13 protein-coding genes are annotated in these 15,086 nt (G+C 70.2%); 4 read left to right on the top strand and 9 right to left on the bottom strand.

All coding sequences use genetic code 11. The annotated features are described in order from the left end of the window. Positions 1-67: 67 nt before the first annotated feature. The 5 genes from AB0F81_RS25035 to AB0F81_RS25015 all read right to left on the bottom strand — a co-directional run bounded on the left by AB0F81_RS25035 (position 68) and on the right by AB0F81_RS25015 (position 6,623). A complete protein-coding gene (locus tag AB0F81_RS25035) occupies positions 68-952 on the bottom strand; it encodes a CDP-alcohol phosphatidyltransferase family protein (protein ID WP_360201015.1) in 885 nt (294 codons plus the stop codon). 267 nt (positions 953-1,219) lie between these two features. Further along, positions 1,220-2,122 (bottom strand): NUDIX domain-containing protein, encoded by a 903-nt coding sequence (locus AB0F81_RS25030; protein ID WP_360200955.1) that lies wholly within the window; start codon positions 2,120-2,122, stop codon positions 1,220-1,222. Between the two features lie 5 nt (positions 2,123-2,127). Then, positions 2,128-3,075, bottom strand: coding sequence for an NUDIX domain-containing protein (locus AB0F81_RS25025; protein ID WP_360200954.1), 948 nt, complete (start codon positions 3,073-3,075; stop codon positions 2,128-2,130). Between the two features lie 130 nt (positions 3,076-3,205). Then, the gene (guaA, locus tag AB0F81_RS25020) at positions 3,206-4,753 is read right to left on the bottom strand and encodes a glutamine-hydrolyzing GMP synthase (RefSeq protein WP_360200953.1); all 1,548 of its coding nucleotides are present in this window, start codon (positions 4,751-4,753) and stop codon (positions 3,206-3,208) included. A 61-nt stretch (positions 4,754-4,814) separates the two neighbouring features. Continuing rightward, on the bottom strand, positions 4,815-6,623 hold the full coding sequence (locus AB0F81_RS25015) for a S8 family serine peptidase (RefSeq protein ID WP_360200952.1): 1,809 nt from the start codon (positions 6,621-6,623) through the stop codon (positions 4,815-4,817). 150 nt (positions 6,624-6,773) lie between these two features. Between AB0F81_RS25015 and AB0F81_RS25010 the strand changes: the two genes are divergently transcribed. Both AB0F81_RS25010 and AB0F81_RS25005 read left to right on the top strand, forming a co-directional pair. Continuing rightward, a complete protein-coding gene (locus AB0F81_RS25010) occupies positions 6,774-7,886 on the top strand; it encodes an LCP family protein (protein ID WP_360200951.1) in 1,113 nt (370 codons plus the stop codon). 18 nt (positions 7,887-7,904) lie between these two features. Next, positions 7,905-9,314, top strand: a complete 1,410-nt coding sequence (locus AB0F81_RS25005; protein ID WP_360200950.1) for a M1 family metallopeptidase — start codon at positions 7,905-7,907, stop codon at positions 9,312-9,314. 9 nt (positions 9,315-9,323) lie between these two features. Here AB0F81_RS25005 and AB0F81_RS25000 read toward each other — a convergent pair whose 3' ends face one another. Both AB0F81_RS25000 and guaB read right to left on the bottom strand, forming a co-directional pair. After that, positions 9,324-10,445 carry a GuaB3 family IMP dehydrogenase-related protein gene (locus AB0F81_RS25000; RefSeq protein ID WP_360200948.1) on the bottom strand — a complete coding sequence of 374 codons (1,122 nt, stop codon included), beginning with the start codon at positions 10,443-10,445 and terminating at the stop codon, positions 9,324-9,326. Positions 10,446-10,462: 17 nt separating this feature from the next. Beyond that, positions 10,463-11,950, bottom strand: coding sequence for an IMP dehydrogenase (gene guaB, locus AB0F81_RS24995; protein ID WP_360200946.1), 1,488 nt, complete (start codon positions 11,948-11,950; stop codon positions 10,463-10,465). Positions 11,951-12,069: 119 nt separating this feature from the next. Here guaB and AB0F81_RS24990 point away from each other — a divergent pair, with 119 nt between their 5' ends. After that, complete coding sequence (locus tag AB0F81_RS24990; RefSeq protein WP_360200945.1) at positions 12,070-12,468, top strand: DUF5319 domain-containing protein; 399 nt, start codon at positions 12,070-12,072, stop codon at positions 12,466-12,468. 46 nt (positions 12,469-12,514) lie between these two features. On the opposite strand, the gene AB0F81_RS24985 is transcribed toward AB0F81_RS24990, so the two are convergent. Continuing rightward, positions 12,515-13,366, bottom strand: coding sequence for a helix-turn-helix transcriptional regulator (locus AB0F81_RS24985; RefSeq protein WP_360200944.1), 852 nt, complete (start codon positions 13,364-13,366; stop codon positions 12,515-12,517). A 231-nt stretch (positions 13,367-13,597) separates the two neighbouring features. Between AB0F81_RS24985 and AB0F81_RS24980 the strand changes: the two genes are divergently transcribed. After that, a complete protein-coding gene (locus AB0F81_RS24980; RefSeq protein ID WP_360200942.1) occupies positions 13,598-13,984 on the top strand; it encodes a WhiB family transcriptional regulator in 387 nt (128 codons plus the stop codon). A 159-nt stretch (positions 13,985-14,143) separates the two neighbouring features. Here AB0F81_RS24980 and AB0F81_RS24975 read toward each other — a convergent pair. Then, positions 14,144-15,086: molybdopterin-dependent oxidoreductase (locus AB0F81_RS24975; protein ID WP_360200941.1), on the bottom strand; the 943-nt coding region annotated here is incomplete at its 5' end.

Below are 15,086 nucleotides of genomic sequence, written 5' to 3'. Positions count from 1 at the left end.
TTTTCGGTCCTCTCGTCATCGACGTCCAGGGGCGCATTGCCCGCCGAGCGGAGCGAGGCCATCAGGCTCAGCGCTTGGCCCTCATCCAGAGGACCGGGCCGCTGACCAGGTAGGTCGCGACGATCAGCACGAAGGTCATCTGCGGCTGGAGCAGGGCGCCCACGATGGGGAGCAGCCACAGCCACGGCGGCAGCTTGACGATCCGGGCAAGCTTCGCATAGGGGAAGCTGGACACCATCGCGAACGCCAGCAGGGTCACGCCGGCGAGCAGCGCCATCCCGGGCAGCGGCAGGCCGATCAGCACGGCCAGCGCCAGCACCGCGGCGGCCATCGTGGTGGGCACGCCGCAGAAGAAGCGGCCGTCCTTGGGCGAGACGTTGAAGCGGGCCAGCCGGATCGCGGCGCAGCCGGCGACCAGGGCACATGCCACCGCTGCGGCGGCCGCGGGAACCGAGTCGGCCAGCGAGGCGTAAACCACCACCGGGGCGGCGAGGCCGAACGAGCACATGTCGGCCAGCGAGTCCATCTGGGCGCCGAACGGGCTGGAAACGCCCAGCTTGCGGGCGAGCGCACCGTCCAGGCCGTCGAACACCACGCAGGCCACCAGGCAGGCGGCGGCGATCCGCGGCTCACCGTCCATGGCCAGGAAGATCGCCAGCAGGCCGAGCCCCAGGCTGGCCAGCGTGCAGGCGTTGACCAGGGCAAAGCTCGCACGCCGGGTCATGGTGTGCTCACCGGGTAGCAGAGGGATGGGAGCCGGCACCGTCTCGGCGACGGCGGCGGGCACGTCCACAGGAACTCCAGGCGCGGGGATCAACACAGTCCGCACCGGTTCCGGCCCGGTGTAGAGAACCTCGGCCCGGGTGGCGGTGGCGGCCCGCCCGGTCTCGGCGGAGCGGCGGCCCACCCGAACCATCAGGGCTTGCCGGGCGATGGTGCCGCCGCGGCGCAGCCGGCCAGCCCAACGACGTCCGGCGGGACGGGGACTATCCGTCGATCGACGCCGGCGCCAAGGGGTACTCGGCACGTGCTTCCTCCATGGAGTTCGGGTGTTCCGCCGGGCACTTGCGGGAGACCGGCGAAATTGCGGGTTACACCATCGCACAGCGGGACGGCCTTGGCGAGAGGGCGAACAGTCCTGAAGTGCAACGACGAGAGCCGACGGTTTCATCCCTCCCGCGGACCGTCGGACACTCCCTCAACCTTCCGTGTCACGATTTTAGCCCGTCCGGACCAACGCTTCCCGGCTCAGCTCGGTGAGCGACAGGTTGTCGAGCTCGTCGCGGGTGAACCAGGCGGCTTCCGCGGTCGATCCGCCGGCCGCCTCGGTGACCGCCGCGGGGGTCGGTTCGTCGACCTGAATCCGGTAGATCACCCGGATCACGTGCCAGTCGAGCGGCACCCCCTCCGGGCCCATCGCGGCCGGGTCGTAACGGTGCCCGACGCCGAGCAGGCCGACGATCCGGCCCCGCTGCGAGGTCTCTTCCACCAGCTCACGGGCCAGGGCACGCTCCGGGGTCTCGCCGAAGTCGGTGCCGCCGCCGGGCAGGTGCCACAGGCCGCCGCCCGGGTAACCCTCGGCGATGCGGGTCAGCAGGACCCGCCCGTCCGGGTCGGTGGCCAGGCCGTACGCCCCGAAGCGCTGAACCCGGCCCGGCGTGCGCTCGATCTCGCCGGCCGCGAAGCCGGCCGGAAGCTCGGCGATCTCGTCGAACCGGACACCGAGGACGCGCGCCGCGAAGGGCAGCAGCGGACGGGCGGCCACCTCGGCCGGGGTGGCCCACTCGACCAGGTCACTGGTGCCGGACGCCTCGGGGCGCAGCTGCCCGCCGGCCACCTCGACGTCGTAGACGATCCGGTCGGTGTGCTCGATCGAGTCGTCGGGCAGGCGGGCCAGGTCGGCGAGCACCGTGCGGACGCCGGTGACGCGCACCTCCAGACCGCTCTCCTCAGCGAATTCCCGGACGATCGTGTCGTCCGGGTGCTCGCCGTGGTCGATGCCGCCGCCGGGCAGCGACCAGACACCGGGAAACGCGCAGGCGTCCGAACCACGGGTCAGCAGCACCCGGCCGTCGGCGGCCCGGCACACACCGTACGCCGCGGCCCTTCTTCTGATCTTCACCGCGCCTAGATTAGTCGCGCCGCCCGCAGCGCCTCGGCGGTGACTTCGGTGAGCTGGTCGGCGGCGAGGGCGGCGACCTCCTTGAGCGGCATCCACCGGGCCTCGTCGGTCGAACCGCCCACGTCGTGGATGGTGACCGGGGTGGGCTTGTCGACGATCACCCGGTAGAAGGCGCGGACGCCGTGCCAGTCGATCGGGTAACCCTCCGGGCCGAGCGAGGCGGCGTCGCGGTGGCTGGCCACGCCGAGCAGCTCGACCAGCCGGCCCTGCTGGCCGGTCTCCTCGACGAGTTCCCGGATCAGCGCGGTGCCGGGCTGCTCGCCGTAGTCGGTGCCACCGCCGGGCAGGTGCCAGCAGCCGGCGCCCGGGTATCCCGGCGAGATCTTGGTGAGCAGCAGGTTGTCGTGCGGGTCGGTGGCGATCGCGTACGCCGCGAAGCGCTGCGCCCGGTGCAGTCCGTCCGGCCCGCGGTAGGCGTAGAAGGAGGGGAAGTCCGGCACCTCCTCCGGCCGCAGGTCGGCGGAGGCGGCGGACAGCCCGAGGGCGGCCGCGGTGAACGGGCGCAGCCGCAGCCGCTCCGCCTCCTCCAGGGTGTGCCAGCGCGCCAGGTCGGTGGGGTGGCCGACCCGGTCGATCAGGTTGCCGCCGCGTATCGACACCGAGTAGATGAGCCGATCGGTGTGGATGGTGACGCCTCGGTGCGGCAGCGAGCGCATGTCCGCCAGGACGTCACGCAGCCCGGACACGGCGACGGAGAGTCCGGTCTCCGCCGCGGTCTCGCGGACGACCGTGTGGTTGGGATCTTCGCCGTGATCGACGGCGCCGCCGGGCAGCGACCAGACTCCGGGAGTGCCGGACTTGGACGAGGCACGGACCAGGAGGACGCGGCCCTCGTCGTCGCGGGCGACGGCGTAGGCGGCGATCCTGCGGAGCGGTTCAAGTGCGGGGGTCACGGGGGGCATTCTGACCGGATTATGTTACCTCTCAAGAACTTCTGTCGGATTCCTGACAGTGGGATAGCGGTGCGTAATCGCAGCTCAGGACGGTTTCACCCGCCCTGAGCCACTGATTAGTCACGCAGCGTCACTCCCACTCGATGGTGCCCGGGGGCTTACTGGTGACGTCCAGAACCACGCGATTGATCTCCCGGACCTCGTTGGTGATCCGGTTCGAGATCTTCGCGATCAGGTCGTACGGCAGCCGCGACCAGTCCGCGGTCATGGCGTCCTCACTGGACACCGGGCGCAGAACCACCGGGTGCCCGTAGGTCCGCCCGTCGCCCTGCACGCCCACGCTGCGTACGTCAGCGAGCAGGACCACCGGGAACTGCCAGACGTCACGGTCCAGCCCGGCGGCGGTGAGCTCCTCGCGGGCGATCAGATCGGCCTGGCGCAGGATGTCGAGCCGCTCCCGGTCCACCGCACCGATGATCCGGATGGCCAGGCCCGGACCCGGGAACGGGTGCCGCTGCACCATCGCCTCGGGCAGGCCGAGCTCGGCGCCGAGCGCCCGCACCTCGTCCTTGAACAGCGTGCGCAGCGGCTCGATCAGCGCGAACTGCAGGTCGTCGGGGAGACCGCCGACGTTGTGGTGCGACTTGATGTTGGCCGTGCCGGTGCCGCCGCCGGACTCCACCACGTCCGGGTAGAGAGTGCCCTGCACCAGGAACTCGATGTGCCGCTCGGCGTCCAGCTCGCGCGCGGCGGCCTCGAACGTGCGGATGAACTCGCGCCCGATGATCTTGCGCTTCTCCTCGGGGTCGGTGACCCCCGCCAGGTGCCCGAGGAACTGGTCGGAAGCGTCGACCACCTTGAGGCGGATGCCGGTGGCCGCGACATAGTCCTTCTCGACCTGCTCGGCCTCGCCGGCACGCAGCAGACCGTGGTCGACGAAGATGCAGGTGAGCTGGTCACCGATCGCCTTGTGCACGAGAGCCGCCGCGACGGCCGAGTCGACGCCACCGGAAAGACCGCAGATGACCTGCTTGTCGCCCACCTGCGAGCGGATGAGAGCGACCTGGTCCTCGATGATGTTGCCGGGGGTCCAGGTGGGCTCGATGCCGGCGATGTCGTACAGGAAGCGCTTGAGCATCTCCTGGCCCTGCTCGGTGTGCGCCACCTCGGGGTGGAACTGCACGCCGGCCCGCTTGGCGGTCAGGTCCTCGAAGGCGGCGACCGGTGCGCCGGGGGTCGAGGCGGTGACCGCGAAGCCTTCCGGGGCGACCGCGACGCTGTCGCCGTGGCTCATCCACACCGGCAGGTCAGCGGGGAGGTCGCGGAGCAGGGTGCCGCCCTGGGCGGCGAGCAGGGTCCGCCCGTACTCCCGGGAGCCGGTGTGTGCCACCGTGCCGCCGAGCGCCTGGGCCATCACCTGGAAGCCGTAACAGATGCCGAAGACCGGCACGTCGCTGCCGAAGAGACCCGCGTCGAGCGAGGGCGCACCCGGCTCGTAGACGCTGGAGGGGCCTCCGGACAGGATGATCGCGGCGGGGTTCTTCGCCAGCATCTCGGCGACCGGCATCGAGTGCGGGACGATTTCCGAGTAGACGCGGGCCTCACGGACCCGGCGGGCGATCAGCTGGGCGTACTGTGCGCCGAAGTCGACGACGAGGACGGGACGCGGGGTACTCACCCGGCGAGTTTACCGGCGAGGGGCGGCCCCTTCCGGAGCCGCCCCTCAGCGCTGTGGTGTATCAGGCGCGGTAGTACGTACGAGTCGTCACGTACCTGACGTTGCCCGCCTTGTCGTAGGCCCGGACCCGGACCTTCATCTTTTTCTTCTGCTTCGACACCTTGAACTTGAGGCTGTAGCCCGCCGTGGTGTCGGTGGCGACCACCTTGCCGTTCACCAGCAGCTGCACCTTGCTGATCCCGGACCGGTCGGAGGCCTTGACCTTGATCGTGACCGTGCCCTTGACCTTGGCCTTGTTCTTCGGGCCCTTGGTGATGCTCACCGACGGCAGCACGTTGTCGGCGATCACCACGCGGGACGGGCTCCAGGTGCGGTTGCCGGCCTTGTCGGTGACCCGCAGCTGCAGCTTGATCGCGCCGTTGCGCCCGGTGGTCTTCAGGGTGGGTGCCCACGGTGAGGCGTAGTCCACGCTGTGGTGCTTGCCGTCCACGTAGAGCTCGACGGCGCGGATGCCGGACTTGGCGTCGGTCATCCCGGTCGGGACGACCGCCACGGTGCCACGCACCGCCGCGTTCTGCCGGGGGGTCATCCCGGTCACCGTCGGCGGCACGGTGTCGGTGGACTTGAAGAGCGCCGCGTTGGCGTCCACCAGGCCGTACTTCACCCGGTTGGTGATCTTGCGGGTGCTGGCCAGGATCGAGTTCTGCAGGCTCCAGCCCTGGTAGTTCGGCTTGCGGGAGGCGATCAGGGCGGCGACCCCGGAGACCAGCGGCGCGGCGAACGAGGTGCCCTGCAGCGTGTGACCGCCGCAGGCGGCGGTGTTGCCGTCCCAGCAGTACTTGCCGTTGCTCCACATGCCGGCGGTGATGCCCGGCGCGGCGACGTCCACCCAGCCGGCGCCGTAACTGGACCAGCTGGTCAGGGCGGTGCCACCGGTGCGCGTGTTGGTGGCGGCCACCGACAGCACGTCCGAGTAGGCCGCCGGGTAGTTCACCGGGTTCCCGTCTTCGCCCTCGTTGCCGGCCGCGGCGACGACCAGGACACCCCGGCCGTTCGCGTACGCCACCGCGTTCTGGATGGCCGTCGAGCGGGACGGGCCACCGAGAGACATGTTGATGATCTTCGCGCCCTGCTGGACCGCGTAGATGATGCCCTGGGCGATGTCGTAGTTGTAGCCGATGCCGTTCTTGCCGCCGAGCACCTTCACCGGAAGGATCTGGCAGCCGCCGCAGACCCCGGCCATGCCGGCCCCGTTGTTGGGGGTGGCCGCGATCAGCGAGGCGACAACCGTGCCGTGCCGGAACGCGCCCGCGTCGTTGTCGTTGGCGTCGTTGTCGTAGTGGTAGAAGTCGTAGCCGGGCAGCACCTTGCCGGCCAGGTCACCGACCGGGGAGACGCCGGTGTCGAGCACCGCGACCTTCACCCCGGCGCCGGTCGTGGTGTCCCACGCCTTCGGCACGTTGAGCTGGCGCAGCTCGGGCTGGTACCCGCCGGAGAAAACCGGGTCGTTCGGCGCCACGTCGAATGCCTTGGACTGCCCGTCGACCTCGACGTAGGCGACGTTCGGGTCGCTGCGGAGCGCGGCGATGGCCGACGCCACCCGCGTGCCGGCGACCTCCATCGACTTCGCGCCGAGCGCGTTGCCCAGATCGCGGGACATCTGGCTCCGACGGGCCATCAGGTCCCGTACGCCGAACCGGTCGGCGCCGGAGAGACCGGCGTTGGCGTCGACGCCGGCTTTGAGCCCGACGATCAGCCGCACCGGAAGGGACGTCGTGTCCGCGGCGTCCGCGACGCCGAAGGCGCCGAGGCTCGCGGCCAGACCGGCGGTGACCAGCCCGACCGTGATACGCCGGTGAGATGATTTCATTCGCTACCAGCCCTCCCCCGTAGCGACGGTCGCGTACCGACGCGCCGCCGAGCCAGCGTAGCGGCGATCTTGAATTCCGCAACACCGGTTCCATTGAGCGAGATATGCATCGTTGTTGAGCACTCCACCGATGTCATCTACTGTTCCGCTATGCGGAACAGCAAGATCACCTGGGCGATGCTTGCCGGAGTCGTCCTGGCGCTGATCGCCGGCATCGGCGTCGCGGTAGCGATCAATCGAGAGCCCTCCGAGCCGGCCGCCGCACCCGCCGTTTCCGCACCGGCGTCGACGCTCCCGGTCACCCCCTCGGCGACGGTTTCCGCATCTCCGGCCCCGTCGCCCGGCGCCGACATCAAGGGTCCGCTCGACCTGGTGCTGGTCGGCGTCGACACCCGGGTCTCGATCCCCGGCTGGGAACCGCACGCCGACACGATCATGCTGTTGCACGTCGACGCCGGGCTGAAGTCCGGATACCTCTACTCCCTCCCCCGTGACCTGCGGGTCGACATCCCGGCCTACAAGAAAGCCGGCTTCGGCGGCGGCCGCTACAAGATCACCGAGGCGATGAGCCGGGGATCGCGGATCCCGGGCTCGAAGAAGAAGAGCGTCCAGCAGGGGTACGAGCTGCTCACCAGGACGCTGAGCGGGTACACCGGGATCAAGACCTTCCAGGGCGGGGCGATCCTCAACTTCCGCGGCATGGAGAAGCTCGTCGACGCGCTCGGCGGCATCGACATGGTCATCGACCAGCGGGTCGAGTCCCGGCACCGCAAACCGGACGGCTCACTGCGCCCGCTCGCCCGCGGCGGCGGCGACTTCACCGGCCCGCAGGCGGTCTACCAGCCCGGCAAGCGGCGGCTGGTCGGCTGGCAGGCGATCGACTACGCCCGCCAGCGCTACGGTCTGCCGAACGGCGACTACGACCGGCAGCGGCACCACCGGCAACTGGTCGAGGCGATCCTCGCCACCGCCATGAAGCAGGGCCTGCAGGATGCGGCCAAGCTGGGGAGGGTGATCGACGCGCTCGGCAAGTCACTGGTGTACGTGGGCGGCCGTAGCCCGTTCGAGTACGCGTACGCCCTGCGCAACCTGACCCCGGCGACCATCACCACGGTGAGCCTGCCCGGCGGCGGTGTCGGCAGGGGCGGTGGCTACCTGGGTGAGCAGCTGAAACCCGAGGGCACGGGCTTCCTCAAGGCCCTGGTGAGAAACCGGGCCGCCGCCTATCTGGCGGACCATCCCAAGCTGGTCGACAAGGGATAGAGCCGTACCCTCGATCACATGAAGCGACGCGGCTGGCTGGCCCTGGTGTTGGTGCTCACGGGCTGCTCGGCGGACCGGACCGAGCCCACCCCGCCGCCCAGCCCGTCGGCCGCACCCAGCTTCGCCCCGGGCAGCGAGGGCGCCGGCGACCCGTACTTCCCGAAGTACGGCAACGGGGGCTACGACGTCGCCGGCTACGACCTGGACCTGCGCTACGAGCCCGGCACCGGCCGGCTCAGCGGCACCGCGACCATCACCGCGACCGCCACCCAGGACCTGTCCCGGTTCAACCTCGACCTGGCGAAGCTGAAGGCCGAGCAGGTCACTGTGGACGGCGCGGCCGCCACCGGCACGGCCGAGGGCAACGAACTGGTCGTCACTCCGGCCACCGGGATCACCACCGGGCAGCGGTTCACCGTCGTGGTCCGCTACGCCGGTGTGCCGGGCCTGCTGGAGAACAAGACGCTGGGCAACGGCGGCTGGATGCGCACCCCGGACGGGGCCATCGCGCTCGGCCAGCCGGAGTCGGCCAGCACCTGGTACCCGGTCAACGACCACCCGTCGGACAAGGCCACCTTCGCGCTGGCGATGACCGTCCCGGACGGCGTCGAGGTGCTCAGCAACGGCGTGCCCGGTGAGCGGGAGACCGTGGACGACTGGACCACGTGGCGATGGAGCGAGAGCTCACCGATGGCCAGCTACCTGTCCACAGTGGTGATCGGGCAATATCGGATCACCACCGGCACCCACAACGGCAAGCCGATGGTCACGGCGGTCCCGGAGTCGATGCCGGCCGACGGCCCGGCGGCCCGTTCTCTCGCCCGGACCGGAGAGATCACCGACTTCCTGGCCGGGCACTTCGGGCCGTACCCGTTCGACGCGAACGGCGGCGTGGTGGTCGACGCGGAGCAGATCCGCTACGCGCTGGAGACGCAGGCGCGGCCGGTCTACGGCAACACGTTCTTCGCCGGTGGCGTCAACCCGAGCGTGGTCGCGCACGAGCTGGCGCATCAGTGGTTCGGCGACAGCGTGGCACTGACCCGGTGGCAGGACATCTGGCTCAACGAGGGCTTCGCGACCTACGCGGAGTGGCTCTTCTCCGAGCACGAGGGCGAGGCGAGCGCGCAGAAACTCTTCGACCGGGCGTACGCGGGCTTCGACTGGACCGAGATTCCCGGCGATCCGACGCCGAGCCGGTTGTTCGGTGCGGCCGTCTACACGCGCGGGGCGATGACCGTGCACGCGCTGCGCCGCACCATCGGCGACGAGGCGTTCGCCAAGCTGGTCAAGTCGTGGACCAGCGAGCACCGCAACGGCAACGTCACCACCGCCGAGTTCATCGCCGCCGCCGAGGAGACGTCCGGAAAGGACCTCGACGGGTTCTTCCAGGACTGGCTCTACGGGACCGAGAAGCCCCCGGTCCCGTAAAGCAGATGATCAGGGCCGGTCCAGGACCAGGCCGACCTTCTGGAACTCCTTGACGTCGCGGTAGCCGCACTTGGCCATCGCCCGGCGCAGACCGCCGAAGAGGTTGAGCTGGCCGTCCGGGCGGTCGGCCGGACCGTAGAGCACCTCTTCGAGGGTGCCGTCGGGCTCGCCGGCGATGCAGAACCCGCCGCGCGGCAGGGCCGGGTGGCTGGCCGCCGAGTGCCACCAGGCGCCACCGGCCGGCGCGCCCTCGGCGAGCGAGAGCGGCTCACCCAGCATCACCGCGTCGGCGCCGCAGCCGATCGCCTTGGCGATGTCGCCGGAGGTGGCGATGCCGCCGTCGGCGATCAGGTGCACGTAACGGCCGCCGGTCTCGTCCAGGTAGTCACGGCGGGCCGCCGCGGCGTCGGCGATCGCGGTGGCCATCGGCACCCGGATGCCGAGCACGGTGTCCGTCGTGGACCACTCGTCGGCGCCGACACCGACGATGACGCCGGCCGCCCCCGTACGCATCAGGTGCAGTGCCGTCTTGTAGTCAGTGCACCCGCCGACGATGACCGGAAGGTCGAGGTCGGCGATGAACTCCTTGAGGTTCAGCGGCTCGTCGGTGGTGGAGACGTGCTCGGCCGAGACCAGCGTGCCCTGGATCACCAGCAGGTCGACGCCGGCGTCGAGGACGACCGGGGCCAGCGCGAGGGTGTGCTGCGGCGACACCCGGACGGCCACGGTGACGCCACCGGCCCGGATCTGCCGGACCCGCTCGGCGATCAGCTCCGGCTTGATCGGCTCCGCGTACACCTCCTGCAGCCGCTTGGTGGCGTCGGCGTCCTCGTCCAGCGAGGCCAGCTCTTCGAGGATCTTGCTGGGGTCCTCGTAGCGGGTCCAGAGGCCCTCGGCGTTGAGCACGCCCAGGCCGCCGAGGCGGCCCAGGGCGATCGCCGAGTCCGGGCTCATGGTGGCGTCCGACGGGTGCGCGACGCAGGGGATCTTGAAGGGGTACGCGTCGAGCTTCCACTCGGTCGACACGTCGTCGACGTCGCGGGTCCGACGGCTCGGAACGACCGCGATGTCGTCCAGGTGGTATCCGCGCTGAGCGGTCTTGCCGAGGCCGATCTCCACGACGTCGCGCATGGCCTGAGTCCTCTTTGTTAGCGGGAGTGGTAGTTCGGAGCCTCGACCGTCATCTGGATGTCGTGCGGGTGGCTCTCCTTGAGGCCCGCCGCGGTGATCCGGATGAGTTGTCCCCGCTCCTGCAGGTCCGAGATGGTCTCGGCACCGACATATCCCATGGCCGCGCGCAGGCCGCCGATCAGCTGGTGCGAGACCCGGGACAGCGGTCCACGGTACGGCACCTGGCCCTCGACGCCCTCGGGGACCAGCTTGTCCTCGTTGACGTCCTGCTGGAAGTAGCGGTCCTTGGAGTAGGACTTGGCCTGACCGCGGGACTGCATGGCGCCGAGCGAACCCATGCCCCGGTACGACTTGAACTGCTTCCCGTTCACGAAGATCAGCTCGCCCGGGCTCTCCTCGGAACCGGCCAGCAGGCTGCCGAGCATCACCGTGTTCGCCCCGGCCACGATCGCCTTGGCGATGTCACCGCTGTACTGGATACCGCCGTCGCCGATCACCGGCACACCGGCCGGCTTGCAGGCCCGGGAGGCTTCCATGATCGCGGTGATCTGCGGGACGCCGACGCCCGCGACGATCCGGGTGGTGCAGATCGCGCCCGGCCCGACGCCGACCTTCACCGCGTCGGCACCGGCCTCGACCAGGGCCTTGGCCCCCGCATACGTCGCGACGTTGCCGCCCACGATGTCGATCGTGACGTCTTTCTTCAGCCGGGCCACCATCTCCAGCACGGCCCGCTGGTGGCCGTGCGCGGTGTCGACGATGACCACGTCGACGCCCGCGTCGACCAGCTCGCGCGCCCGCTTGTAGGAGTCGTCGCCGACACCGACCGCGGCGGCCACGCGCAGGCGACCCTGCGGGTCCTTGGCCGCGTTCGGGTACTGCTCGCTCTTGGTGAAGTCCTTGACCGTGATCAGACCCCGCAGGTGACCGCTCTCGTCGACCAGCGGCAGCTTCTCCACCTTGTGCCGGCTCAGCAGTGCCAGCGCCTCGTCCTTGGTCACCCCGACCGGCGCGGTGATCAGCGGCGCTTTCGTCATCACGTCGCGCACCTTGGCGTCGAGGTCGCTGACGAAGCGCATGTCGCGGTTGGTCACGATGCCGACCAGCACACCCTCGGCGTCGACGACCGGGGCGCCGGAGATGCGGTAACGCCCGCAGAGCGCGTCCACCTGGCGCAGCGTGTCGTCCGGCCCGCAGGTGATCGGGTTGGTGATCATGCCGGACTCGGAGCGCTTCACCAGGTCGACCTGGGCCGCCTGGTCCTCGACCGAGAGGTTGCGGTGCAGCACCCCGATGCCACCCTGGCGGGCCATGGCGATCGCCATCCGCGCCTCGGTGACGGTGTCCATGCCCGCCGACAGCAGCGGGATGGAGAGTTCCACGTTGCGGGTCAGGCGGGTGACCGTGTTGACCCGGCTGGGCACCACGTCCGACTCACCGGGCTGCAGCAACACGTCGTCGAACGTGAGACCGAGGGGAACAGTGCGGGCGCTGTCAGTTTCCACAAATCATCCCTAGAGAAGAGGCGGAGTCCATCATCCTACCCATCCCACACGGGGCACCCGGGCGGCGGACAGAACGTGCGGGCCAGCACACTCGCCCGGTAGGTGAGTACGGTATGAGGGTGCAAGATGAGCCGATCGACCCGTTCAACGGCGACCCGACCGACCCGGCCGCCGGTCTCGACGACCTCAACGAGGACGCCGAGGCCGAACCGCTGACCGAGGACGAGCGGCAGGACGTCCTGGAGGACCTCTCCGACCTGGAGATCTACCAGGCGCTGCTGAGTCCGACGGGCATCCGTGGGCTGGTCATCGAGTGCGAGGACTGCCACGAGCCGCACTACTTCGACTGGGACCTGTTGCGCGGCAACCTGCGGCATCTGCTGAGCAGCGGGCGGCCACGGGTGCACGAGCCCGCCTACGACCCGGACCCGGACCACTACGTCACGTGGGAGTACGCCCGCGGTTATGCCGACGGTGTGCACGACACACTGACAGAGGGCACCGACGACGAGAACTGACGTCGTGGTGCCCCCTGTCCGGACCTACCGCTGACCGGACCTACCGCTAAGCGACCAGGCCGGCCCGGAAACCGGCGGCCACCGCGTGGGCACGGTCGCGCGCGCCGAGCTTGCGGAACAGCCGCCGGGCGTGGGTCTTGACCGTGTCCTCCGAGACGAACAGTTCCCGGCCGATCTCGGCGTTGCTCTTGCCGTCGGCCATCCCCCGCAGCACCTGAAGCTCCCGCTCGGTGAGCGTGAGCCGCCGGCCGGCGGGCTGCGCGTCGGCCATGCCGACTCCCGCGTCGTTGCCGGGCCACGCCACCATCGGCCGCCCGGTCGCCGGGTCGATGGGTGCGTCGCCACGCTGCGCCGGAACCATCGGGGCGTTCGGCCCGAGCATGGCCGGCACCGCGGCCGCGTTCGGCACGCCCATGCCGGGACCGTTGTGGTACTGACCCCGGGCCGCCGGGGAGTTGTTGTTGCGCACGCCACCGGCCACGGTGGCCGGCTGCGCGTTGGCGCCGTTGATCGGCATGCCCTGCGGGCGCACCGGCAACAGCAGCAGAAGCAGCGCCTTGGCGACGACGCTGACCAGGTCGTGCTCCACTCCGCGGATGACGCCGCGGGCGCCGGCGGCCACGGCCGCCGCGGCGACCCGGGGGTCTTCCGCACCGAAGAGCACCACCTGCGCCTGCGGCGCGCGGGCCAGGACGCGCCGGGTGAACCCGACGCTGTCGGGACGGGTCACGGCGGTGTCGGCGAGAACCACTTCAGCCGGCCGTTCAGCCAGGCGGATCATGGCCTCGGTCTCGCTGACCGCGGTCCTTACGACGCCGGTCATGCCGAGCCGGGCCGCGGTGGACGCGACGGTCTGGGCCGCCAGCGGGGTTCGGACGCACACGAGGACGGTACGCACAGTGATCCTCCTTCTCTCTCAGAGGAGATCACGCGAGGGCCGCAGCATTACGCGCTTTAGATGGAAAAAACGGGAAAGAAAGGTATGACTTGCCACCCCTTTGCCATACCGCTCACGAAGACATCGACATGTTGCGTGTGAGGCGGGGACAGCCGGGGTACACCGGCGAAAGGCCTGAGCCAGGCCCCTCACGACGAACGCTCCGCGGTGCCGCGCGGGAGGAGGGTGTTGATGTCGAACGTTCGCAGACTGCCCGGGCCCATCGCCGATCTCTGGGATTGGCAACGACTGGGACTCTGCCGGGGCCGGGACAGCGCACAGTTCTTTCACCCCGACGGCGAGCGCGGTTCGTCCCGCAATCGCCGCGAGGCCAAGGCGAAGTCGATGTGTGGCGCCTGCCCGGTCCGGGCGGAGTGCGCCGCGCACGCCCTCGCGGTTCGCGAGCCGTACGGCGTCTGGGGAGGTTTCAGCGAATCGGAGCGGCTGCGGCTGCTCGCGGTCGGCTGGGAGGATCTGGCCGATCGTCACGGACGGGTCGACCTTGTCCGGCTCGAGGCACGCCTTGGCCGGCCCCACAAGACGGCAGTACCCGCACAACGGCAGGCACCGGCGGCCTGACGACGTCCGGCGCGCGGCAACACCACACGGCTGGCGACACGGTCCTCCGCGGAGGGCCGTGTCGAGTGATTCAGCGGTTCTTCAACCGCATCGGTGGACATGCAACCCACCGTATGAGCGACTTGCGTTTTCGAGTCGGACCGAAAGTGCGGCTTTCAACTACTCGATGTTGATGGTCACCTCGTGCCACCCGGTGGCCCCGTCCGGGGCCGGTTCGGCCCGGTCACCGGTCTGTGTCAGGCCGTCGAGATCGGTCGCCCGCACCCGCAGGGTGTGTTCGCCGGGCTCCGCCGCCCACTTCAGGCTCCACTGCGACCAAGTGTCCGTGGAGACCGTGGGGGCGAGGGTCGCGGCCGTCCAGGGACCGTCGTCGACCTGCACCTCGACCTTGGCGATGCCCCGGTGCTGGGCCCAGGCGACGCCGGCCACCGTGACCGCACCGGCCCGCCTGTTCGCGCCGTTGCGCGGGGTGTCGATTCGTGACTGGGTTTTCACCGGCGCCTGCGCCGACCAGCCACGCGGCACCCAGTAGGCATCGAAGTCGGAGAATCGGGTCAGTTCGATCTCGGTGATCCACTTGCAGGCGGAAACGTAGCCGTACAGTCCGGGAACGACCATCCGGACCGGGAATCCGTGCTCGACCGGCAGCGGTTCGCCGTTCATCCCGATCGCGAGCAGCGCGTCCCGGCCGTCACGCAGCACCGCGGTGGGGGTGCCGCAGGTCCAGCCGTCCACCGAGCGCTGCACCACCTGATCCGCCTCGGGCAGCGGGTCCGCCTCGTCGAGCAGGTCCCTGATCGGCGTACCGAGCCAGAGCGCGTTCCCGATCAGGTCGCCGCCGACCTCGTTGGAGACGCAGGCCAGCGTGACGTAACGGGCCACCATCGGGCGGCGCAACAGGTCGGCCCAGGTCAGGGTGATCGGGTTGCGCACCATCCCGTGGATGCGCAGCTGCCAGGAGGCCGGGTCCACCTGCGGCGAGACCAGCGCGGTGTCGATCCGGTAGAAGTCCCGGTTCGGCGTCACATAGGGCACCGCGCCCGGCGCCTGCACGCCGGCCGGCAGCGCCGGCACCGGCTCGGCGGCCGGCGGCAGCGCGACC

The sequence above is a fragment of the Actinoplanes sp. NPDC024001 genome, from assembly GCF_040638955.1.
Classification (GTDB): domain Bacteria; phylum Actinomycetota; class Actinomycetes; order Mycobacteriales; family Micromonosporaceae; genus Actinoplanes.
The sequence above is the reverse complement of the archived record's forward strand: the minus strand, read 5'-3'. Positions and strand labels throughout refer to the sequence as shown.